This window comes from Acidobacteriota bacterium, from assembly GCA_016184105.1.
Classification (GTDB): Bacteria; Acidobacteriota; Vicinamibacteria; order Vicinamibacterales; family 2-12-FULL-66-21; genus JACPDI01.
Map to the genome: position 1 here is coordinate 1 of JACPDI010000005.1, position 22,983 is coordinate 22,983.

A 22,983-nucleotide genomic window follows, 5' to 3' on the forward strand; every position below is an offset into this window, starting at 1 on the left:
CGGATCGGGCGTCAGCTCCCACTCGACGTAGTAGCACCAGCCCTGATCGGAGTAGCTGTTCTCGTACACGCGGAGCTTGCGGGGGTTGCGGTTCTGGTAGAGCCGCATCAGATGATGGCCGGGGTACGCCTCGTGCGGGCCGATCGCGTAGGTGAAGCTCCAGTCCTTCTCCGTGAGGTTCTCCTCGGCGACCTCGTCGGACCAGTCGGGATGAATCGGGATGATGGGCCACGCCATCTTCTTCGACTGGTGCGCGGCCGGCAGGAACCCGGGGCCGAAGCCCCACCACTGGGACGCCGAGAGGCTCGGGTCCGACGCCACCATGACCTGATCGTCATCGTCCCAGGGGATGCTGACGAGATCGTTCTTGATCGTCCATTCCCGAGTCCACCGCGCGACCTTCAGTCCCTCGTGGACGAGCTGCTCCGCGGCGGGGTGCACGCGCTTCATGTCCTTGATGATCTGCAGCCAGGTCCTGCCGGGCGCGATCTGCTGGGCGCGCGCCTCGAGCATCTTCTCGGTGATCGTGTACTGCTTCCAGCCCCAGTCGAAGTACCGCGGCACGCGCGTGAAGCCCTCGGCCCCGCGGGCGATCGTCCGCAGATCGAGGTCGTCGCCGTCGAACATGTGGCGGTGCTCCTGCAGGTAGTTGAACAGGTCGGCCCCGATTCTGAAGTCGCCCACCGGCCGGTTCCGCCACTGTTCGTTCACGAAGATCCTGAAATCGCGGAGCCCGGCGATCGCCTTGTCGGTCTCCCCCTGCAGCTGCTCCCGCAGGGCGGGGCTCAGCCGCGCCGCGAACTTGGGAACGGCGTTCTGGAAGTGCAGGATCGTTCCGTCGATGCGCGCGTTCGCGTAGGGGAGCCAGTTCGGGATGTACTCGGTCAGGTTGATCTTCGCCTTGGCGAGGCGCGCCTGCAGCGTCTGCATGTCGGTCACGAGCGCGCGGCCTCGCTCCTCGGGGTGCCGCGGATCCGCCTGCAGCTTGAACGTGATCGGGTTCGTCTCGACGTAGCGCCGCGGATCCTGCCGCCAGCGCGGGACCTCCTGCTGCTCGCGGATGTTCGCCCTCAGGATGCCGCCGAGGAACTGGTAGTCGATCTGCTGGTCGAAGTTGAGCTTCGAGCGGTCGAGCTGCTCCAGGTCGGCGAGCAGCGACTTCTGCGCCGCCAGGCGGGAGGCGAACGACTCCGCGCTCATGTCCGCCGGCAGGTTCCCTCCCACGCCGCGGACGTCGCGCAGGTACTTGTCGACGAGCGCCTCGAACGCCGGGTCCAGCGGCGCCTCGCGCACCCGCGCCTGTGCCGGCTCTCCCGGGGTTCCACTGCACCCTGCGCCGGCCATGGCGAGCACGGCCAGCAGCGGCCAGATCGTTCCACGCGTCATTCGTCCCTCCTCCGCGCCGGATCACGCCGGCGGCGATGCGCGCCGGTCCAGGTTGTCGCGATCCGCGGACCGGCTTCTCCGGCGTGCTGAGGCCCCGAGCAGTACGCCGGCGGCGACTCCCGTCAGCAGCCACACCCACGGCCCGGACGCCGTCCACCGGCGCCCGGCCGGGCCGGCGGCCGGCAGCGCGAACACGAAGATCGCGTTCTGCCCCTGCGGGGGCTTGATCTCGGGGTGCAGCGACAGGACGCGCTTCTCGGGCGAGGCCGTGTCGCCGCCGGCCGGCACGGCGATGTACTGCCGGCCGCCGACGGCGTAGCTGATGGCGTGGCCCGACACGGGCCCGCTCAGAATCGTCTTCCACACGACGGCCCCCGTCGTGTCGTCGAGGGCGAACAAGCGCCGGTCGACGTCGCCGCCAGTCTGGTTGGGCTCCGTCGGGCGGCCGTCGGCGTCGCCGCTGCTCTTCAGACCTCCGGCGCCGAGCTGCCACACGCCAATTCCGTCCGGGCCGGCATCGTCGCAGCGGTGGTGCCGGCCAGTCCTTCCCGCCCCCCAGCGACGGGCAGACCAGCCGTTCCTCGAAGGGTCCGGCGAGCAGGCGCTCGTCGATCGACACGCGCCCCGAGACTGGGTCGATGTCCCGGACCACGTTCTGGTGGATGGTTTCGCGCGCCCAGAGGAACTCGCCGGTCCGCCGATCGAGCGTGTAGACGATCCCGGTCTTGCCCGGGATGCCGGTCACCACTTGCCGAATCTCGCCCCGCCGCACGCGTGGGTTGATCCATCGCACCGCCGACGGGTCCGGCGACACGGCCGTGTCGACGAGCATGCGCTCGAACACGTGGTCGAGGTCCCAGTTGTCCCGCGGCAGATGCTGGTAGTACCACTTGACCCGCCCCGTGGCGGCATCGATCGCGAGCGTGCTGTTCGAGAAGAGTGCGTCGCCGCCCGGCGTTCCTCGGAGCGATTCCAGCGAGGGAGCGGGAACCGACGTGCCCCAGTAGATCAGGTTGAGGCTCGGGTCGTAGCTGCCGACGCCCCACGCGCCCACGTGAAGCCGGCGCTCGTACGGGAGGCCGACCCACGTCTCGTCGCCCGGCTCGCCGGGCCGGGGGATCGTCCGGACCCGCCAGAGCTCGCGCCCGCTGTCGACCGCGTGTGCCGCGATGTAGCAGATGTCCGGGCCGCCGGTCGCGGCGCAGGAGCGGCCGCTCACCACTTTCCCGTCGGCAATGATCGGCCCGGCCATGTGCCCGATCCCAACGCCGGCCTCCGCCACCGACCACGCGAGCGTGCCCGTGCGCGCGTCGACCGCGATCAGGTGCCCGTCGCTGGTGAAGTGGAACAGCCGCTCGCCGAACATCGCGATGTTCCGCACGCTGCGGCCGCGCGGCCTTTCGGCGGATCTCGAGGCGCCCCCCGCCCTCGCCCTGGCCGGTGGCTCCCACCGGAACTCCCAGATCAGATCGCCATTCGCGGCGTCGAGCGCCTGGATGACGTCGCCCGCGTGGGCGATGTACATCGTGCCGTTCCGGACGAGCGGCGTGGCGTACTGCCCGCCCGGCTCCATGGCCCGCGACCACGCGAGCTGCAGCCGGTCGACGTTGTCGCGCGTGATCTCGGCCAGCGGACTGTAGGCCGCCGCGTCCGGGGTGCGCCGGAACGAGACCCAGTCGGCGGCGGGCGGGTCGGCCAGCACGGCCTCGGTGACCGGCTCGACGTCCCGCACCTCGCCCTGCGCGAGCCCGTGCAGCTCGACGCCGTGAAGATTGGGACGACTGAGGCTGCGGGTGTACGCGACGAGCGCAACCAGCTGCTCACCGCGGATGTGCGCGAACGCGGGCATCTGGAACCCGCCGGCCTGGATGCGCCGTCCGATCTCGGTATCGGTGAGGGCGTCCATCGCGCGGTAGTCCGTCTGGTCGGCCGGTCGCGCCGACAGCGCTGCGGCGGCCGGACCGTCGCCCCTTCCCGATTCGCCGTGGCACGCCGCGCACTGCTCGCGATAGACGCCGCGCCCCTGCGCGAGCTTCTCGCTGTTCACCGGCACCAGCGGCGGCGCCGGCCCTCGGCGCGGTGGAGGCGGCAGGCGACGGCTCTCGGCGGCCTGCTCCGCCGCGGCACTCAGGCGCGGGGCCGGGGGAGCGACCAGACCCGCGGCCGCCAGACAGGCGCCGACGCCCGCGACGCGCACGAGCGACCGCATGACGGCGCGCATCGAACCTGTGGTCCCGGGTGTCATGGCCGCCTATCGCTGCGAGCCCGGGCCGGAGCATCCCAGAACGATCGGATCTGATCGTCCTGCCCGGTCATTTCCCAGCGGACGAGGGCGGGCGGAATCTGTCCGTACGAGAGCATCGCGTCGTGAAACTCCCGCCAGTTCACCTCGAAGTTGTTCTGCGCGATGCGCTCGGCCAGGATCTGCTCGATCTGCTTCTTGCCGGCGATGTAGCTGGTCGCCTGGTAGGGCCATCTCACGTACAGCTCGACCTCCGAGCGCGAGATGTGGTCCTCCATCGTGGGCACGCGGTCGATCTGGTACTTGATCGCGTCCTCCATCGTGAGCGTGCCGTCGGAGAGCCGGATGTCGAGCGGCACGCGCACGGCGCGCAGCAGCAGGAAGTTGTAGGTCAACTCGCGCGTGCGGGGCCCCCGCAGGTACGGGTAGCCCATGTCGAGGAAGAACTCCTCCCAGTAGTGCGCCCATCCTTGCGAGAAGCCGGTGTCGCGGTGAACGGCCCGAATGGGGCAGGGATTCCGCCGCGTCACCTCGCCCTCGAAGTAGTGCCCCGGCCAGTCGGAGTGCTGGTAATCGGTGATCGGATCGAGCCGCATCGCCCGTTCCCAGTACGTCCCGGCGAACCAGTGGTCTTCGTCAACCACGAACAGGCGCTTCGAGGGCTGCGGCGGCGCTTCGGCGAAGAAGCCGAGCAGGCCGGGCCGGTTGCCGATCCCGCCGAACGGCTCCTGCCACGTGCCGCGCGCGAGAGACGACTCGCCGACGTACGGCGGGAAGCTGATGAGATCCAGGTCCTTGAGCCAGTGTTTCGTCTGCAGGTACGTCAGGCGGAACCACTCGATCCACTCGTCCGTGGTCGGCATCGTGAGCGGCTTCAGGCCGCGGTTCCTCGTTTCCTCGATTTCGATCGACATGAGGAAGCGGTTCTTCTCCACTTCTCCCAGAGAGAGCAGCTCGTCGGCCGTCCACGGCACGAAGTTCACGCGCCGGAAGTACCACTCCATCGCCTCGCGGCCGACGTTCGGCTTTCCTTTCATCGCGGGCAGACTGGACTCGACCCAGCGCCCGTAGGTCTCCAGCGCGGTCGCGGCGGCATCCGCCGCGGCGACCAGCCGGGCGCGGTGACTCTCGGGAACGTGCGGCGCGAACAGCTTCGCGCCGGCGGCGTATTTCGCACGGATGTTCTTCAGATGCCGGAGCGCCACGCGGCCAAGATCGGCGGAGGCCTCGGCGAGCACGAGCGTCCGCGGGCCCTGCTGGAGGATGGGGCCGGTCCGTTCGAACGCCGACACGATGGCCTCGGCGCGATCGAGCGTGTAGGGCACCGTGCCGCGCACCGCCGCGGCCACCCCGTCGATCGCCTGCTCGACGTAGAAGGAAGGGTTCGTCGCAGGCTCGCGCAGCACCCGGTGCTCGAAATCGACGTCGTCCATCTCCGCGCGCAGGAGCAGGTAGTCCACCTGGTCGTGCACCGGCCAGCGGCGCGGGTCGAGCGCCGCCAGGCGCGCCTGGAACCTGGGCAGCCCCTCGCGCTCCGCGCGGACGACCGCCGCGTAGTCGGGCACGCCACGGCTGGCGTGCGTCGGGCGCCAGGTGCGCGGACGGAACACCGGGCTTCGGAAGCTCCGGAACTCCTCCGCCAGGGCGATCAGCGCGCCCGAGGCGTGCATCACCTGGGCGTGCGCCTTCGGCGGGGCGCTCCCGGCCATGAGGATGACGGCCAGCACGGATCCCGCAGCGCGTCTCATACACCCTCCGGCGCCGGAATTGACCGGCGGTTCGATTGCGCGACCACCTGACCGAATGGTTTGGCCTGAATCGTAGAGTTTCGAGGGCTTGGAGTCTAATAGTTATTAACTCGAGGGTCAAATTTTCGGAAGGGGGCAGAGGCCCGCCGCGTCCGCAGGCGTCCCGAGCGGCGGATCTGAGAGAGAGGGGAAGGCGTACCGGGGCGGCGCGCCGCGGCAGGGCGTCCGGGGCGTGATCACCGCCACGACAAGTGATCGAACCGTTCTCCCTGCTTCATGATCAGCCGCACGCGACGCATCGCCCGGACGTCCTCGACCGGATTGCCCTCGACGGAGATGAGGTCGGCCAGCTTGCCCGCCTCGATCGTCCCGATGCGGTCGCCGTGGCCGATCAGGCGCGCCGGCACGCGCGTGGCGGCTTCGATCGCGGCCAGCGGCGTGAGGCCGGCCTCGACGAGAAACTCGATCCCGAGCGTGAGCGTGCCGTAGAAGCCGTCCGAGCCCAGGCTGAAGGGCAGGCCGGCCTTCCACGCGTCCAGGTACTGGCGCTGGACGTTGCGGACCCCCTGGAACCTGTCGCGCGCCGCGCGGCCCGGCTCGTTGTCCTCGTAGGGCCGGTCCTCCTCCTCCTGTCGCGGATGCGCCCGGCGATACGCCTCGTACTCGCGCGCGAGGTAGTTCAGCCACTCTTCGGCGCTCCGCACGCCCGCGTCCATCGTCTGCCACGTCTTCGTCGTGGGCCGCCAGCCGATGTAGGCCATGGGCGTGAGGCTGGCGGAGGTGCCGTGCTTCAGCATGAGCGCGACCAGCTCGGGCGTCAGCGGACGGGCGTGCTCGATGTTGTCGGCGCCCGCCTCGACGGCCGTGCGAATCGCCGAGCCCCAGCGGCCGGTCGCGTGCACCGTGACCTTCATCCCGAGGCGATGGGCCTCCTCGACGGCTGCGCGCATTTCAGCGGGAGAGATGTGCGCGGTGGCGGGCGTCACGTCGGTATGCGCGAGCTTGATCCACTCGGCGCCGCGGTGAAAGCCCTCCCGCACGGCCTGACGCATCGCCTCGGGGCCGTCGGTTCCGCCCGCGTACTGCCCGTGGCCGCCGGTGGGGGTGATGACGAGACCCGCGCTGATCAGCCGCGGCCCGACGTGCATGCCATTCGCGACGGTATCGCGCAGCAGGATGTCGTTGTAGTTCGGCTCGCCAGCCTGCCGCTGCGTCGTCACGCCGCACAGCAGCTGGACGCGTGCCGCCCGCACAACGGTGAGCATCTGCTCGTTGGCGGGCGCACGCCGCTGCGCATTCAAGCCGAGCACTCCGCCAGCGCCGTAACGCAGGACGAGATGTCCATGCGTATCGATCAGGCCGGGGAGCAGCGTGTGCCCGGCGAGATCGATGACCTCCGCGCCTGCAGGCACCGGCGTGGCGGCGCGGGTGCCAACGGCCTCGATGCGGTTTCCGCGCACTAACACGACGCCTTCCCTGATCGGGGGCTGTCCGGTCGCTGTCAGCAGCCAGGATGGGCGGAGCGCGATGATCCTGTCCTGAGCGACTGACGAACGGAGCACCACCAGCACGATGAGGAGCACGAAGATCGCCGTACTACATGAGAACTCGGTACGACGGCGGCAGCTTGTACGCGACGGATCAGACAGGCTGCCTGCAAACAGCGTCATCATGTGACGATCCTACAGCGGCCCCCGGTGAAGTGCGACACCCGCACCAGTCCAAACGGGATCGGCAGAGGTCTGACCCTGCCTCAGTGCCCGAGCACGAGCTTCGCCAGTGGATACCCGACCAGCGCCAGCAGGAGCGTGTGCAGCAGGAACAGCAGCGCCCCGTGCCGCACCATCGTCCGCACGCGAAGGAAACCTGATCCCGCGACGATCGCGTTGGTCGTCGTGCCTGACGGCAGGAGATGCGCCAGCGACGTGCCCATTCCCAGGATGATACCCAGTGCGGCCGGATCTCCCACACCGAGGCTGCTGCTCAACGTCAGACCGAGCGGCACGAAGATGGCGAGCGTCACCATATTGGAAATGACGCTCGTCACGAGGATGACGGCGCCGCACAGGATCAGGACGAACATCGTCTCGGGAAGATGCCCGAGCAACGGTTCGAGCGTGTTCCTCACGTAGCCCGGCACCCCCGTCGCCTCCTCGCCCACGGCGATTCCCAGCGCCATGACCCCGCCAATGAACAGCACCAGGCTCCAGTCCACCCCGCGCAGCCACTCCTCCCAGGTCAGCACGAAGCGCCGCTTCGGATCGGGGACGGGGGTCAGGCACATGCCCAGCGGAACGAGCAAAGCCGGAACGGTGAGGTGAAGTCTGCTCTGCGCGATCGCCGCGATGTCGGGGGACAGCAGCATCCGCGCGGCGTCGGGCGCGAACCACAGCGCGACAGCCACGCCGACCCAGGCCAGGGCGCGCCGCTCGGCCACGGGCATGGGGCCGAGGCGCCGCCGTTCGGCACTGATATGGTCGCTCAGGTGGGGTCCACCGAGCGTGCCGGAGCCGTGCGGTACCGCCAGCCAGAGGAGCGCAATTGCCGAAGCCATCAGAAGCAGTGCGAGCCCCGATCCAATCGCCGTCCATTGCAGGAACGTGACGGTGGTGCCCGTGGCGGCCGCGACCAGTCCGATCGTCGGCGCATTCGTGCCGTTGCCGACCGGCGTGATCAGGCCGCCGATGTTGGCCGCCCATGCAATGCCGAGCGTGTTTGCCTCCACCAGCGGGTCCGCGTGGTCGATCTTCAGCAGCTCGTAGATCTTCACGGCCAGCGAAAGCCAGACCACGGCCACCACGGTGTTGGCCATCACGCCGCTCATCAGTGTTGCCGAGATGAGGAACATCGTCATGAAGCGCACCGGGTGGCCGCGCACCCAGCGCACGTCCAGGAGCGCCAGCGCGAACCGGCGGTTCACGCCGGTGGCATCGAGCGCCGCCCCCAGGCCGAAGGTCCCGATCACGAACCACAGCAGCCAGCTGTTGGAATGGGCGAACGCGCCGGCGAGACTGAGCGCCCCCGACAGCACGCCCGCCGCAAGCATTGCCAGCGTGGTGAACGCAGCAGGCAACGGTGTGGCGACCCACCAGATGACCGCGAAGGCGAGCAGGCCCAGACGGGCCATGCCCACCTCCGTGATCGGCGCCGGCGGGGGGAGGAGAAGGCCGCCGGCAACCGCCGCAAGGCCGCCCAGGATCCCCGGCAGCGCGGAACGGCCGAGTGCGGGCGCAGTCACGCGCGCTGTCCGGCCCAGCGAAACGCGAACAGCTGCAAGCCGCCCCGCAGCGCGCGGATCTCGGCGATGTCCACGTCGTCGAGCGAGCGGGTCGGATGCCGGACGGCGGGCGACGCGATCACCCCCGCATCGAACAGGTTGCGCTTCATGACGGCAACCCCCAGGCCGGGTTGCAGCTCATACCGGATCAAGGGAAGCGCCCGCGCGAACTGGTCGCGCGCAGACGAGTGATCGCCGCGTTGATACGAATCCCAGATGGCGCGGAAGATGTCCGTCATGTCCGAGCCCGGCATCGTGCCCACCGCCCCACGGGCGAGTTCCTCCAGGAAGAAATTCCCGTTCAGGCCGCCGAACAGCGTCAGGCGGTCGCCGGCCAGCGCACGGAGCCTGGACACTTTCGGCGTGGTGGGCGGGGCCTCCACTTTCACGAGGCGAACGTTCTCAAGTTCCAGCGCCATGCGCGCCAGCAGGTCGGCACCCATTGGGAGCTGCGTCATGAGCGGCGCGTCCTGCACCATCACCGGTATGCGCACGGCGTCGGAAATGGCGCGAAAGTAACGGAAGATGCCCTCGGCGTCGGGCTTCACGTAATAAGGGGGGAGCACCATCAGCGCGTCAGCCCCCATCGCCTCCATGTCGCGGCTGATCGCCACCGCCACGTCGGTTCCGGTGTGGCCGCTGCTGACCACGAGCGGCACGCGGCCGTCCACCTCCCGCACGATGACCTCAAGCAGAGTGCGGCGCCCCGATTCGGAGAGGGCATATCCTTCGCTTGCGTTCCCGAACAGCCCCAGGCCATGCGCCCCCGCATCAATCAGGAAGCGGACAAGTCGCCGCTGGCTCTCCAGATCGAGAGCGCCGTCGTCCCGGAACGTGGTGTTGATGATGGGAAACACGCCGTGGAAACGCGTCACTGATCCCTCCCGCCGCTTCCCGGCGCGTGAGGCCTCACGGCGCGCCGCAGATCTTCAATGAGGTTCTCGGCCGCCCGCCCGATGTGCTGCATCAACGCCCCGCGCAACCTTCCGGCATCGCGACCCTTCAAGGCGTCGACGATCTCGCGGTGTTCGGCCTTCTCTTCGGCCAGCCGGGACGCCCACCGATCGTGGCTGCGGTGAATCCGCGCAATCTTGATGTGGGCGTTCAGGCTCTCGTAAAGCTGAATCAGGCGGCGGTTCCCCGAGCGCTCGACGATGTAACGGTGAAAATCCGAATTGGTGCGCTCGTGCGCAATGCGGTCACCTTCGGTGACCATCGGCCGCTCGAGTATCGCGAGCATCCGTTCGAGCCGGTCCAGTTCGTCCCCGTTCAAGCGCCCCATCGCCTTTTCACCGGCCACCACTTCGAGGGCGGCGCGCAGCTCGAATGTTTCGGCCACATCCTCCGGGGAAATGTCGGTCACGAAGGTGCCGCTCCGCGGGCGAATTTCCACCAGACCTTCGGACGCCAGCTTGTTGAGCGCCTCCTTCACGGGAGTCAGGCTGACGTTGAGCGAGCGTGCCAGGTCGAGGACGTTCAGCCGTTCACCAGGCAGAAACACCTGGGTCATGATGGCCTGCAGGAGACTCTGGTAGGCCGCGTCGCTGGCCCTCTCCCGGTGCACCGGCACAAGTCCTCCCGCGCTTTGCGGAACCCGCCGTCTCTTCATCGTTGTTGACATTTCAGATGATAAATATCAGATGTTGTGGAGTCATTTGTTAGTCAACTTATTCCAGTAAAATTATCCAAAATATGACGTATGATGACAACTGAAATTTTTTACTTTACATAAAGAATCGCCTCAACTATGCTCCGCGGGTCAGGGCCGGGTGGCCGGCTTCGACTTTCTCCTCGAGGTGAGCGATGAAGGTACCGCCTCTCTGCCGGGCCGGCGCGGCGCTGGCGTGGATCGCGATAGCGTGCACGGCCGTCGTGCACGCACAGGGGCTGCAGAACGCGGTCGTCGGTCGCATTGTCGATAGTTCGGGTGCCGTGCTGCCGGGCGTCACCGTGACTGTGACCAACGTCGGCACCGGCGTGGAGCGGACTGTCCAGACCGGCTCCGCCGGGGATTATGTGGCTCCTTCCCTCGTGGCGGGCAACTATTCCGTTCGGGCGGAAATTCCCGGCTTCAAGGCTGAAGTCAGGCGCGGCGTCGTCGTCCGAACCGATGCATCGACGCGCGTCGATTTCACACTCGAGATCGGCGGGCAGCAGGAAGTCGTGGAGGTCACGGCCAGGGCCGCCGATACGATCCTGCGAACCGAAGACGCCAGCCTGGGTTCCGTGCTCGGTGAATCCCAGATCGACGCCCTTCCCGTCAAGAACCGGAACTTCATGGCTCTGGCGCAGATCGTGCCCGGGGCAACCGAGTCCCAGGTCGGCAACCAGAACACCCTCGGTCGCGCCCAGCCGCTGAACCTCTCGGTGCACGGGCAGCGGCATTTCGACAACAACATCCGGATCGACGGGGTGAGTATCATTGCCGGCTTCGTCAATGCCAGCACCTTCATTCCATCGCTGGAGTCGCTGAAGGAAGTCAGCGTGCAGACCGGCCAGTACTCGGCTGCGTATGGCATGTACTCGGGCGCGCAAGTGGACAGGACATGATCGTCAAGTCCGGGCAGAACGAATTCCACGGCAACGTGTTTGGCAACCTCCGCCATGACGCTTTGAACGCGAGCGACTATTTCGAACAGGATGAGAAGTCGCCGTTCAGTCACGGCCAGTACGGCGCCACGCTGGGGGGGCCCATCAAGAGGAACCGCGCCTTCTTCTTCGTGGGGTGGGAGGGCAACCGGCTGCGCAGGAGAGCGACCGGGCAGGCGACCGTGGCAACCGACCGCATGCGTAACGGCGATTTCTCCGAGCTCGCGGCCCCGATCCGGGACCCGTTCACGGGAGCTCGGTTCAGCGGCAATGTCATCCCGGCCAACAGGCTCTCTCCGCAGGCGCAGCTCCTGCTCGACTTCATCCCGCACGCGGACCTCGGCGTTCTCGTCTCCAACTATTTCGGCGAAACCAGCTGAACCCGAATTTTCAGAGCATCGGCCAGCCCGAGAACCAGAATTACGTGCTCGGCTATACCAAGACGTTCGGCTCGCGCGTGGTGACGGAGGCGAAAATCTCGTACGTGCGGGAGTCGAGCCCGAACCAGACGGGTCGCGAAGGCGCCGACATCGACCCTCTGCGCGACTTCGGCATCAGTGGCCTCAATTTCGACGAGCCGCTGCTGCGCGGCATCCCGAACGCCGGCATCAGCGGATACATGGGAACCGGAGAGACGTTCGCCAACGCGAAGCTGCTGTATCGGAGCCCCGCGGTGCAGAGCCACACGATGCTGGATCTGGCAGGGCATTCACTGAGATTTGGAGCGGAAGCGTTCCGTCGCTACCAGGACTTTACGACGATTAACGCCTCGAACCAGGGCAGCTTCAGCTTCACCGGACAGCTCACCGGCAACGCATTCGCCGACTTCATCCTCGGCCTGCCCACGCGAACCGACCGCATACCCTTCCTGCTCTCCTCCGAGCTGCAGCAGAATCACTTCCATAGCTACGTTCAGGATGACTGGAAGCTGTCCTCGAACGTGACCTTCAACCTGGGGCTGCGCTACGAATACGCGGGGGTGTACCGCGACAGGCTCGGCAACACCACGAACTTCGACTTCGATACGCTCACCTTCTTTCCGGATCCGGGAACGGACGGGGCGCTCAACGACCCCAGTCACGATCTGGCGCCGAGGCTGGGCGTCGCATACCGCTGGGGCGGGAGCACGGTCATCCGCGGCGGGTACGGTCACTATCTCACGCAGCCGACGATGGCCAACGTGTCGCTCATCAACCGCAACCCGCCGCGAAGCCGCCAGGACACGTTCAACACGAATCTGGCGAACCCCGATCTCACGCTCGCCAACGGCTTCCTGGACGGCCGATTGGGGGCGACGCCGCCGCCGACGCTCACGACCGTTCCCCGCGACTACGGTCCGGGCCGCGCACAGGTCTGGAGCCTGGGCGTGCAGCACCAGCTGCCGGGGGACTGGGTGGCCGAGATGAGCTACGTCGGCTCGACGACGAATGATTTGGACAGCGCATACACGCGCAACACGCCGCCGCCGGGGCCGGGCCCGGTGCAGGCCCGCCGGCCGAATCCCGCTTTCGGAGACGTCCGCGTGTTCGCGTCGGAGGCCGAGGCCTCCTACGACGGTGTGGACTTCCGCATTCAGAATGTCGGCTGGCACGGCCTCAATATCCTCTCGAGCTATACGTACTCCAGATGCATCGATACGAAGAGTTCGCCCGCCACCAGCACGGTGGGAACCGAGGACCAGGAACCGCAGAACCAGCTGGATCGCTTCGATGGACAGCGCGGACGGTGCGCGATCGACTTCACGCACCAGTACAAGCTGAATCTCATTTACGCGCTTCCGCTGGGTGAGCGCCTCACCGGCATCGCCGGCGCGTTCCTGAAGGGCTGGCAGCTTTCGGCGAGCGTGAACCTCCATACCGGAGCGCCCTTCACGGTCATCATGAGCGGCAATCCCGCGAACACGTCCCGCGGCACCATCCGGCCAGACCTTATCGGCGATCCAAACGACGGCCCGAAGACGACAGCGCAGTGGTTCAACACGGGCGCCTTCGCCGCACCGGCGCGTTTCGCCTACGGAAGCGCCGGACGCAACATCGTCGTCGGGCCGCCCACGAAGCTGGTCGATCTCGGCCTGCGTAAGCAGGTACGTCTAGGGGGAGGCCGGTCGCTGGAGGTCCGCATCGACGCCTACAACGCCTTCAACACCCCGCAGTTCGGAATTCCCGGCCGCGTGTTCGGGACTCCGCAGTTCGGCCGGATCACGAGCGTCGGATCGCCGCGGGAGATTCAGCTGGGGCTCCGGCTCGCGTACTGACGCACCCGGAGATCATGGGAAGCGACCAGACTCGCCGCCGTTTTCTGACCGCGTTGACCGCCGTTGGCACCCTCGCGCCGTTCTGCGAGGTGCTCGCGGGCGGCGAGAGACAGGTCGCTTCCCGGCCCGTCGACGCGCTGGGGCTTGATTCCGCCCAGCGGGCCGATCTCGAGGGCTTCGCCCAGCCCGTGCTCGAGGAGGCGGCCCTGCTCGAGGAGCTCGCCCTCGATGACTGTGATCCGGCGTTCGTGTTCGTTCCGCGCTGAAGACCGAGCGCCCCGAGCCGAGGGAAAATCGTGAGCAGCGAGCTGTGCTTTCTGTCGATCGCCCAGGCGTCGGACCTCATGCGACGGCGGAAATTGTCCCCCCTGGAATTGACCGAGGCGCACCTCTCGCGGATCGACGCGCTCGATGGTGCGCTCGGTAGTTTCATCACCGTGACGCGTGAAGAGGCGCTCCGCGAGGCGCGCGACGCCACCTCCCGAAGACCGCCGGCCGCCGGGCCGCTGTTTGGAATTCCGGTCACGCTCAAGGACAACATCGCGACGGCCGGGGTGCGGACGACCGCCGCGTCGCGCGTACTGAAGGATTGGGTTCCCGAAAGGGACGCGTCGCTGGTGACGCGCCTCCGCGCGGCCGGCGCGGTCCTCCTGGGAAAGGTGGCGCTCTCCGAGTTCACGTTCGCCGGCGGGTCGACCGGAGACGATTTCGTGAAGGCGCCACGGAACCCGTGGAACCTCGAACGCTCGGCGGGCGGATCGAGCAACGGGTCCGCCGTTGGCGTGGCGGCGGGGCTCGCGATGGCTTCGGTCGGCAGCGATTCCGGAGGATCGATCCGCATCCCGGCGGCGTTTTGCGGCGTGACGGGCTTGAAGCCGACATACGGACGGATCGGACGGTCGGGGGTCATCCCGCTCAGCTACTCGATGGATACCATGGGACCGATCGCCCGGGAGGTTCGCGACACCGCTCTCGTGCTGGAGGTCCTCGCCGGGTTCGATCCGGCTGATGCCACAACCAGCCGGCTGCCGGTTCCGCACTATGGAGGCGCGACCTCGAAACCGGTTCGCGGGCTGCGCATCGCTACCTGCCCGGATTACGTCGAGGCAGTCGGGTTGGAGTCGGATGTCGAGGAGGCGATCGCCGGAGCGGTCGAGGTGTTCAGGTTCCTCGGCGCGTCGATCCGGGAAGCTTCGGTCCCGCATCTGACGTACGCGTGCGCTGCGGGCTACAACACGATCATGCGGATCGAGGCGTTCGAGTACCACTTCCCGAACCTCCGCGATCGGCGCGGGCAGTATGGGGCGGCTTTCAGGAATATCGCCAGGGGCGGTTTTCTGACCGCGCGCGATTACCTCAGAGCGCAAAAAGCCAGAACACTGATCTGCGGAGAGTTGCATCAGGCCTTCGAGCAGGTTGACGCGTTGATTCTGCCGGTGACCCCTGCCACGCCGGGCGGAGGCTCCTACGGGAACGAAGGAACGGACGCAAAGGTGAGGAAGGGCAGCTTCGCGCACGGCGCCGCGTATACGGCGCCGTTCAACCTGACCGGCAGTCCAGTGCTCGCCCTGCCGTGCGGCTTCACGAAAGACGGGATGCCGATCGGCCTGCAGCTCGTTGGCCGGTCATTTCAGGAAGAGACGCTCATCGCCGCCGGGCACCAGTACCACGCCCGCACCAGACTGGCGCCGCTCCGCATTCGCGGCGTCGAGGGCATTGTCATCCGTGTCCCGCACGACACCGTGGCTGAGAACGACGTCGTGGAACTGGCGCCGCCGGGAAGCACCACGCCCGGTCGCGGTCTGTGGAACCGGCTCGACCACGCCAGTCCGACACGGCAGCGGGGCTACGAGCAGGCCACGCTCGTCAAGATCACGACAGATGAGGGTCTCGTGGGCTGGGGCGAATGCCATGCCCCGTCCGCGCCACACGTGCACCAGCGCATCATCAGCGACCTCCTTGCGCCGCTTCTTGTCGGCCGTGACGCGCGGCAGGTGGAGGCGCTCTGGGAGCGGATGTACACGAGCGAGCGCGTGCGCGGGTACTCGACGGGCTCACATCTTGAAGCGATGGCGGGGGTGGACCTCGCGCTCTGGGATCTGCTGGGCAAGTGGGCGAACGTGCCGGTATACCAGCTGCTGGGCGGCCGCTATCGCGCAGAGATCTCCACGTACGCCACGCTTTCTGGAACGTACACGGGACGGCACGCGGGACAAAACGCAGCGGACCGGGCCAACGCGATGGTGGACGCGGGGTTCCGCGTGCTCAAGATGGCGCTCCGGACCGGCCCGGACAGCGCAGAGTTCGCCCTGGTTCGCGAGATTTCGAGCGCGGTGGCCCCCAGGGCGCAGCTTGCCGTCGATGCACTCGGCACCTTCACGCTTGCCGAGGCAACCCGCATGGGACGCGAACTCGATCGACTCGGCCAGATTGCGTGGTTTGAAGACCCGTTGCTGCCCGAGGAGATGTTGCACTACCCCCACCTGACGAGAACCGTGGATACCGCGATTTGCGCCGGGGAGGCGCTGAGCAACCGGTTTCAGTTCCGCGACCTGCTGGCCGCGCGCGGCGTCGACATCGTCAATCCGGATATCTGCCGCTGCGGCGGCATCACCGAAGCGCGCCGGATTGCCTGGCTGGCCGACATCTTCGGCGTGATCTGGACCCCGCATGTCAGCACGGGGACGGCGCCCTACATGGCGGCCTCGATTCACATGGCCGTGTCTTCCCCCAACGCCGTCATGATGGAAGTGTACGACGGTTACAAACACGACGGTCCTCTTGGCAACGTGCTGCTTCGCGAACCTCTCGACATGAAACCGGGTGTCGCGCGTGTGCCCGAGCGCCCCGGACTCGGCGTGGATTTCGACGAGGCCGCACTGGCCCGCGTGATCGTGAGCGGAAACCGATGACCACAATTCTCACGCGACGTGAACTCCTCGGTGGGACCGGCCTGGCCGCTCTCGCGTCAGGGGCGCCCGGCGCCTCCGCCCGCGCGGCGCAGAGCGCGCGGGGCCAGGTGTCCGACTTGCGGCCGCTGATTATCGAGCGCGTCGAGCCGATCGTCATCAGAACGCCACCCGATCGGATTGGCTTCGACGAACCGCTGATGCAGCCTCGCGTCGGGGCCGTGACCGGGGGGCCCGGCATGTGGAATCGCCTCGACCACGCCACGCCCACACGCTTCAAGGGCTACGAGCAGGCCACGCTCGTCAAGATCACCACCACGGAGGGACTCGTCGGCTGGGGCGAATGCCACTCGCCGTCGGCCCCGCGCATGCACCAGCGCATCCTCAGCGATCTGTTCGCGCCACTGTTGCGCGGGCAGGACGCTCGGTGGATCAATCCTCTCTGGGAGCGGATGTTCTCCACCGAGCGCGTGCGCGGGTACTCCACGGGTGCACACTTCGAGGCGCTCGCCGGCGTAGACCTCGCGCTCTGGGATCTCCTGGGCCGCGCGATGGGGGTTCCTGTCTATCAGCTCCTCGGCGGCAAATATCGCGACGGCATACCGCTCTACACCGGGATAGGCGGAGCGACCGCCGAGGCGCTCGTCCAATCCGCCGAGCGGGCGGTGGCGAGCGGCCTGAAGGTCGTCAAGATGGGATTCCGAAAGGGAGAGAACACGAGCGACGTGGAACGAGTCGAGGCGGTGGCCGCAGCGATGCGGCCCCACGGGCAGGTGTGTCTCGACTCGCTCGGGGCGTTCAAGCTGTACGAGGCCATTCAGGTCGGCCGGATTTTCGATCGGATCGGCAACATCGGCTGGTTCGAGGATGCGCTGCTGCCAGACGACTGGCCGGCCTACACCGAACTGGCGGCGGCGCTTGACACCCCGGTGTGCGTCGGCGAGATGCTGTCGAACCGGTTCCAGTTCCGCGACCTGCTCACCGCGCGCGGCGCCGACATCATCAACCCCGATGTGTGCCGCGCCGGCGGGATCAGCGAGTGCCAGCGCATCGCGGCGCTCGCGCATGCCTACGGTGCCCTCTGGACGCCTCACGTCAGCACCGGCACAGTCCTGTACTTTGCCGCCTCGCTGCACCTGGCAGTGGCCACGGCGAACTGCGTCATCATGGAGGGGGGCGGCAAGCTTTCCGGACCGCTCGGCAATGCGCTGGTTCGAACGCCGTTCCGGGTCGACCAGGGAACGGCGTACGTGCCCGAAGCGCCCGGCTTCGGCGTGGAGTGGAACGAAGAGGCGCTCGCCCGGGTCACCGCGAGAGAGGCATGAGCGGCGAGGATCCCGGGAGCGATGTGCGGGCCGCCATCGACGCGTGCGGAGTCATTGCCATTCTGCGCGGCGGATACCTGGAGCGTCTCCCGGGCATTATCGGCGCCATCCACGCGGGCGGCGTGCGGGCGGTGGAGATCAGCCTGAACTCACCAGACGCGTTGCTCCAGATCTCGCGCGCCGTGCGGCACGCGTCGGGTCGCCTCGTGGTGGGAGCGGGAACCGTGCTCACGTGCGACGAGGTCAAGAAGGTCCATGACGCCGGTGCTCGATTTACCGTGTCTCCGGTTGTCGATCCGGACGTGATATCGACCGCGCTGCGGCTCGGGCTGACTCCGATTCCGGGAGCCTACACGCCCACGGAGGTGCGACTGGCCGCAGGCGCCGGTGCCGCGGCGGTGAAGCTGTTCCCGGCCCGGACGCTCGGCGCGGACTTCGTTCGAGCGCTCCTCGTGCCCTTCCCCGACGTGCGGCTGGTCCCAACCGGGGGCGTCACGCTCGAGGACGCGCACCGCTTCGCCAGGGCCGGCGCCTGGGCGGTCGGCATCGGAACGCCCCTGCTCGGCGATGGAACCGATGCGGCCGGGAACCTTGAACAACGGGCGCGCAGTTTCGTGAGCGCGATGAGACCGCCGGCCTGATGCCGACCGCACCGATCGCGATGCTCGACGTCGGCTCCACCAACAGCAGGGCCTGGCTCGTCTCGGGCGGGACGATCCTCCGGCGCGCCGCTGCCTCCGTGGGCGTGCGCGACAGCGTCCGGACCGGGAGCACCGCACTCCTGAGGCAGACGGTTCGCCAGCTGATCGAACAGATCTCGGCAGATCATCCTGTCGGCCTCGTCGCAGCCGCCGGGATGATCACGTCGCCGCTCGGACTCGCGGACGTACCTCATGTCGCTGCGCCCGCTTCGGCGCAGGACCTGTCGGCAGCCGCGGTCATCCTGCATCCGACCGACATTACACGTCTGCCGATGTTGCTCGTTCCCGGAGTACGGACCGGCGCGGCAGCGGCTTCCGTGGAGCAGCTGGACGTGATGCGGGGCGAGGAAACGCTGGCCGTGGGCCTGACCGACAGCGGATTGCTGCGGCGCGGGGGTCTGCTGCTTACGGCCGGCTCGCACTGGAAACTCATCTGGACGGACGCCGATGGACGAGTGGCCGGCAGCCGTACATCACTCGGCGGAGAGATCGTGCACGCCGTCCAGACCGCGACGCTGCTCAACGCGTCGCTGCCTTCGCAGCCGATGCACACCTGTGACCGCGAGTGGCTCGAGGCGGGCGCGGCCGCGGCGCGGAAATGGGGACTGCCGAGAGCGATGTTTCAGGTGCGTCTGCTCGATCAATCTGCGGCAGCGGGTGCCGCCGAACGTCTGAACTGGCTCGTGGGCGCGTGCGTGGCGGTCGATCTGGACGGTCTGACGGCGTCGGGCCGCCTTGGAGCGGGCGAGGCCGTTCTGGTTACCGGGCCCGCGGCCGTGCCGCACGCCTGGAGGCACCTCCTGCAGATCGCCGGGTGTCGGGCAGAGGTCCTCGACAGCCATGCGACCGAACAGGCCTTTGTGCGGGGACTGAGCACTGTCGTGGATGCGCGGAGGCGCGAGTTGCGATGACGCGGACGGCTTGCCTGGTGATGGTCGGCCTCATCTTCTTCCCCTGGAGCGGGCGCAGCGCGCTCGCGGCTGATGAAGGCGACGCCGTTCGGGGACTGCAGCTGAAGCGGTTCCAGGCGCTGACGCGCCAGGACTACGGCGCGCTGCAGGATCTGCTGGCGGAGGATATGGTCTATACCCACTCCAACGGAAGAGTGGACTCGAAGACCTCGTATCTTCAGCCCCTGCTGTCAGGGGCAACCCGCTACGAGGACTTCGCGCTCGACGAGGTGCGGAGCAGGGTTTACGGCACAACCGCCATCCTGACCGGTCGCGTACGAACGGCTGCACGTGTCGCGGGCGAGCGACGCACGAACGACCTCCGCTTCATCGAAGTATGGGCGAAGACCGGTGACGGCTGGAAAATGGTCGCCTGGCAGGCGACGCGGATTCCGTAGAGGCCGCCGGCGGACGCTGAAGGCGTGTGCAACGATGAGCGGCGCGAGCTTGTGCTATACTCCCTCATCGGATCTTGCCCCGCACTCTGACATCTGTAGGCGAATCGAGCCTTCCTGACTCGCTCCTCCTTTAGTCCTGCTCAGCTACGAGACGAAATCCGCCCGGCGTCCATCCGGACGTCCGGACACGACGTCGCTTTGGCGACGCGCTTGTCGCATGTTGCGGCAGAGGAGAAGTTCATGAATCGGAAGTTGTACGTCGGAAACCTCTCGTACGAAACGGGAGAAACCGAGCTCCAGGAATTGTTCGCACGCGCGGGCACCGTCGAAACGGTGAAAGTGATGCGCGACATGGCCACCGGACGCGCCCGCGGGTTTGCGTTCGTGGAAATGAGCACGGGCGGCGAGGCGCAGCAGGCCATCACCCAGCTGAATGAAACAGAGCTCGGGGGCCGTCGCCTTGTCGTCAACGAAGCGAGGCCGAAAGAAGGCGGGTCGGGCGGATTCGGCGGGGGCGATTCCCGCGGCCGCCGGTCCGAGCCTCGCTGGTAAACCCCGTGAGGGCGGAGCAGCCACGCTGCTCCGCCCCACCCTCCTTCTGCGCCCACGACGGGCGCCAGAAACGCCGACAATATTCACATGCCGTTCTCGACACTCGGGCTTTCACCCGCGCTCTGTACTCCGCTCGCACGACTGGGCTACGACCATCCCACGCGCGTCCAGGCTGAATCGATCCCGGTGGTCCTCAGCGGCGCCGATCTCCTGGCGCGCGCGCAGACCGGGACCGGGAAGACCGCGGCGTTCGGCCTGCCGATGCTGCACCGCTTGATGACGCGCAGCGCCGGCGCGCGTCGCGCTCCCCGCGGGCTGGTGCTCGTTCCCACGCGCGAGCTGGCGGTCCAGGTCCATCGCGCGCTCGCGGAGTACGGAGCCCCCGCGAACCTGCGCGTCACGGCCATCTTCGGCGGCGTGCCGATGCGCGCGCAGGTGCAGACGCTTCAGCGGGGCACCGACGTCGTGGTCGCCACGCCGGGCCGGCTGATCGATCACCTGCAACGCCGCACGGTGGATCTGACGAAGGTGGAGATCCTCACGCTGGACGAAGCGGACCGGATGCTGGACATGGGGTTCCTGCCGCCGCTTCGCATCGTGGCCGCGGCGCTGCCGCGCACGCGGCAGACGCTGCTGTTTTCGGCCACGTTGCCCCCGGGCGTCGTGCGGCTCTCGAAAGAATTCACGCGCACGCCGGTTCACGTCGACGTGTCGGCCGGGCATGCCGTCGCGCCGACGGTGACCCATCGCATCCATCCGGTCGCCGACGACCGCAAGCGCGACCTCCTGGTGCACGTCCTGAAACAGCCGCGCGGCGAGCAGGCGCTCGTCTTCTGCAAGACGAAGCGGGGGTCCGACCGGATTGGCGACTGGCTCACCCGCGCCGGGATCGTGGCCGCGGTCATCCACGGCAACAAGAGCCAGGCGGTGCGGACCCGCGCGCTCGGTGATTTCAGGCAGGGCCGGGTGAGAGTCCTGGTCGCGACCGATATCGCCGCCCGAGGTCTCGACATCGCGGAGCTGCCGCTCGTGATCAATTACGACCTGCCGATGGTGGCCGAAGACTACATCCACCGCGTCGGCCGCACCGGGCGCGCCGGGCGCGCCGGGGTGGCGGTCTCCCTCGTGTCGGGGGCCGACCGGAAACTCCTTCGCGACATCCAGCGGCTGCTGCCCATGCCGCCCGAGCAGGTCGTGGAAGGGTTCAGCGGTTCACAGCGAGACGGCCGGGCATGGCAGTCTCCTAGTCCTCGAACAAGTACCCCTCTCCGAGCGGGCACCAGAACACATCAATGACCTCGGCCATCGTCTTCGAGAACGGGCTGCGCGTCTGCCCGCGCAGCAGATGCGGCACGCTCGAATCGAGGTAACACGAGTCGCCCGGGCGCAGGATGTCCTTCACCTGCTCGTCACCGACGAACGTGGTCAGCTCGAGCTCGCCGTCGAGGACATACACGAACTCCTGGCCGTGGTGCTCGTGCATCGTGAGGGTCTCGATGTCCACGTTGAGCAGCCGCAGCAGGTAGGGGTACATGCTGCGCCCCGGGTAGCCTTCCGAGAACGCCTGGCAGGTCTTTGATTTCGGCGCCGCCGGCCGTTCCACCGGCGTTCGCCGCGTGCGGCTCGGCTGCGCCGCGGTCTGATCCGCGCGCTGAACATAGTAATGCGGGCCGTTGCCCGCCGGCTGCCCGAGCAGCTCGCGCAGCGGTCTTCGATACAGCTTCGCGAGCGCGAGCATCAGATCGAGCGGCACCGGCCGATCGCCGCGCTCGATCTGCCGGAGCTGGCGCTCCGGCACGCTCACCATCTCCGCCACGCGCGGCTCCGGCCAGCCGTGCATCTCGCGCAGCAGCCTCAGCTTGTGCCCTGTCTGCTGCGCGACGTCCAGCCCGCGATCCTGCTGCACCTCGCTGATCGAGACTCCGAAGCCGGTCTTCGTCAGGCCGGAGAGGGAGCAGAACACCTGAATGGTCTCGGCCGGTTCCTCGTCGAGCGACCGGAGCGCGTGGAGGAGATCCGATCGGAAATACACAGCGTCCCCCGCCGCCAACTTTTCGCGCACCACCCCGCCGGGCGTGTGAATCGACAACTCGATCCGCCCGCGCAGCACGAAGAGGAACTCCTCCTCATGCTGGTGGCTCCACTGCAGGGCGCCGACGGGGCCCGGCAAGATCCGCCCGAACGCCGGCTCCATGTGGCGGCCGACGAACAGATCGGCCAGCGGCGAGAGCCGGACGTCCGCGTGCCCCGCGCCGGTGCCCTCCGACGTGATTCCCGAAGGGGGCTTCGCGCGCGCATCCGCCTCACGCGTGATGTGGTACGGACGCCTGGTGTCGGTCGGAACGAAGTGATCCGGCGGCAGCCCGAGCGCCGCGGCGATCCGCAGCACCTGCCCGAGATCGATGACGTGAAGGCCGTTTTCGATTTCCGACAGCCTCGCGGTCGAAATCGACGACGCTTCGGCTAGAGACCTCAGCGTGAGACCGCGGGCCTGCCGTTCCGTACGGATCCGCTCGCCGACACGCAGACCCTCGTAACTCACCAGGTGGGAGCTGTACACCGGCATTCGCGAGCCCTCCTTGCCCGTGTTCAGAAAAAACACGGATGAAGGTAATTTTTCAGATGTGTTCACCATAACAGCTAAAACCGGAA

At 67.7% G+C, this 22,983-nt stretch carries 20 protein-coding genes and 2 pseudogenes; 12 read left to right on the plus strand and 10 right to left on the minus strand.

What is annotated here, in order from left to right; all coding sequences use genetic code 11:
- From HYU53_00860 to HYU53_00870, 3 genes and pseudogenes are all read right to left on the minus strand, one after another.
- Nucleotides 1–1,386: DUF885 family protein (locus HYU53_00860; protein MBI2219739.1), on the minus strand; the 1,386-nt coding region annotated here is incomplete at its 3' end.
- A gap of 21 nt (nt 1,387–1,407) precedes the next feature.
- Nucleotides 1,408–1,881, minus strand: coding sequence for a PQQ-binding-like beta-propeller repeat protein (locus HYU53_00865; protein MBI2219740.1), 474 nt, complete (start codon nt 1,879–1,881; stop codon nt 1,408–1,410).
- A gap of 43 nt (nt 1,882–1,924) precedes the next feature.
- Nucleotides 1,925–2,638 (minus strand): annotated as a pseudogene (locus HYU53_00870) (PQQ-binding-like beta-propeller repeat protein).
- Between HYU53_00870 and HYU53_00875 the strand changes: the two are divergent.
- Nucleotides 2,565–3,026 carry a hypothetical protein gene (locus HYU53_00875; protein MBI2219741.1) on the plus strand — a complete coding sequence of 154 codons (462 nt, stop codon included), beginning with the start codon at nt 2,565–2,567 and terminating at the stop codon, nt 3,024–3,026. The pseudogene HYU53_00870 and the gene HYU53_00875 sit on opposite strands and share 74 nt — an antisense overlap.
- A 143-nt stretch (nt 3,027–3,169) precedes the next feature.
- Here HYU53_00875 and HYU53_00880 read toward each other — a convergent pair.
- The 6 genes and pseudogenes from HYU53_00880 to HYU53_00905 all read right to left on the minus strand — a co-directional run bounded on the left by HYU53_00880 (nt 3,170) and on the right by HYU53_00905 (nt 10,223).
- Nucleotides 3,170–3,631: pseudogene (locus tag HYU53_00880) on the minus strand (cytochrome c).
- Nucleotides 3,628–5,376, minus strand: a complete 1,749-nt coding sequence (locus HYU53_00885; protein ID MBI2219742.1) for a DUF885 family protein — start codon at nt 5,374–5,376, stop codon at nt 3,628–3,630. The pseudogene HYU53_00880 and the gene HYU53_00885 overlap by 4 nt, the downstream one beginning before the upstream one ends.
- A 236-nt stretch (nt 5,377–5,612) precedes the next feature.
- The gene (locus HYU53_00890) at nt 5,613–7,049 is read right to left on the minus strand and encodes an amidohydrolase family protein (GenBank protein ID MBI2219743.1); all 1,437 of its coding nucleotides are present in this window, start codon (nt 7,047–7,049) and stop codon (nt 5,613–5,615) included.
- A gap of 80 nt (nt 7,050–7,129) precedes the next feature.
- Nucleotides 7,130–8,614 carry an anion permease gene (locus tag HYU53_00895; GenBank protein MBI2219744.1) on the minus strand — a complete coding sequence of 495 codons (1,485 nt, stop codon included), beginning with the start codon at nt 8,612–8,614 and terminating at the stop codon, nt 7,130–7,132.
- On the minus strand, nt 8,611–9,528 hold the full coding sequence (locus tag HYU53_00900; GenBank protein MBI2219745.1) for a dihydrodipicolinate synthase family protein: 918 nt from the start codon (nt 9,526–9,528) through the stop codon (nt 8,611–8,613). Before HYU53_00900 ends, HYU53_00895 begins: the two co-directional genes overlap by 4 nt.
- A complete protein-coding gene (locus tag HYU53_00905; protein ID MBI2219746.1) occupies nt 9,525–10,223 on the minus strand; it encodes a GntR family transcriptional regulator in 699 nt (232 codons plus the stop codon). The genes HYU53_00900 and HYU53_00905 overlap by 4 nt, the downstream gene beginning before the upstream one ends.
- Nucleotides 10,224–10,525: 302 nt before the next feature.
- On the opposite strand from HYU53_00905, the gene HYU53_00910 reads away from it, so the two are divergent.
- From HYU53_00910 to HYU53_00960, 11 genes are all read left to right on the plus strand, one after another.
- Entirely contained in the window at nt 10,526–11,203 is a 678-nt protein-coding gene (locus tag HYU53_00910) for a carboxypeptidase regulatory-like domain-containing protein (protein ID MBI2219747.1), read from the plus strand.
- On the plus strand, nt 11,200–11,622 hold the full coding sequence (locus HYU53_00915; protein ID MBI2219748.1) for a hypothetical protein: 423 nt from the start codon (nt 11,200–11,202) through the stop codon (nt 11,620–11,622). The genes HYU53_00910 and HYU53_00915 overlap by 4 nt, the downstream gene beginning before the upstream one ends.
- 44 nt (nt 11,623–11,666) lie before the next feature.
- Nucleotides 11,667–13,496: a TonB-dependent receptor gene (locus tag HYU53_00920; GenBank protein MBI2219749.1), complete on the plus strand. Its 1,830-nt coding sequence runs from the start codon at nt 11,667–11,669 to the stop codon at nt 13,494–13,496.
- Between the two features lie 14 nt (nt 13,497–13,510).
- Nucleotides 13,511–13,762, plus strand: a complete 252-nt coding sequence (locus HYU53_00925; GenBank protein ID MBI2219750.1) for a hypothetical protein — start codon at nt 13,511–13,513, stop codon at nt 13,760–13,762.
- Nucleotides 13,763–13,792: 30 nt separating this feature from the next.
- A complete protein-coding gene (locus HYU53_00930) occupies nt 13,793–16,408 on the plus strand; it encodes a hypothetical protein (protein ID MBI2219751.1) in 2,616 nt (871 codons plus the stop codon).
- The gene (locus HYU53_00935) at nt 16,405–17,730 is read left to right on the plus strand and encodes a mandelate racemase/muconate lactonizing enzyme family protein (protein MBI2219752.1); all 1,326 of its coding nucleotides are present in this window, start codon (nt 16,405–16,407) and stop codon (nt 17,728–17,730) included. The genes HYU53_00930 and HYU53_00935 overlap by 4 nt, the downstream gene beginning before the upstream one ends.
- A complete protein-coding gene (locus HYU53_00940) occupies nt 17,727–18,371 on the plus strand; it encodes a bifunctional 4-hydroxy-2-oxoglutarate aldolase/2-dehydro-3-deoxy-phosphogluconate aldolase (GenBank protein ID MBI2219753.1) in 645 nt (214 codons plus the stop codon). The genes HYU53_00935 and HYU53_00940 overlap by 4 nt, the downstream gene beginning before the upstream one ends.
- Nucleotides 18,371–19,342 (plus strand): 2-dehydro-3-deoxygalactonokinase, encoded by a 972-nt coding sequence (locus HYU53_00945; protein ID MBI2219754.1) that lies wholly within the window; start codon nt 18,371–18,373, stop codon nt 19,340–19,342. The genes HYU53_00940 and HYU53_00945 overlap by 1 nt, the downstream gene beginning before the upstream one ends.
- A complete protein-coding gene (locus HYU53_00950; GenBank protein ID MBI2219755.1) occupies nt 19,339–19,779 on the plus strand; it encodes a nuclear transport factor 2 family protein in 441 nt (146 codons plus the stop codon). The genes HYU53_00945 and HYU53_00950 overlap by 4 nt, the downstream gene beginning before the upstream one ends.
- A 240-nt stretch (nt 19,780–20,019) precedes the next feature.
- Complete coding sequence (locus HYU53_00955) at nt 20,020–20,331, plus strand: RNA-binding protein (GenBank protein MBI2219756.1); 312 nt, start codon at nt 20,020–20,022, stop codon at nt 20,329–20,331.
- A gap of 87 nt (nt 20,332–20,418) precedes the next feature.
- Nucleotides 20,419–21,627 carry a DEAD/DEAH box helicase gene (locus tag HYU53_00960; GenBank protein MBI2219757.1) on the plus strand — a complete coding sequence of 403 codons (1,209 nt, stop codon included), beginning with the start codon at nt 20,419–20,421 and terminating at the stop codon, nt 21,625–21,627.
- On the opposite strand, the gene HYU53_00965 is transcribed toward HYU53_00960, so the two are convergent.
- The gene (locus HYU53_00965; protein MBI2219758.1) at nt 21,575–22,933 is read right to left on the minus strand and encodes a cupin domain-containing protein; all 1,359 of its coding nucleotides are present in this window, start codon (nt 22,931–22,933) and stop codon (nt 21,575–21,577) included. The two genes, HYU53_00960 and HYU53_00965, sit on opposite strands and share 53 nt — an antisense overlap.
- Between the last annotated feature and the right edge of the window lie 50 nt (nt 22,934–22,983).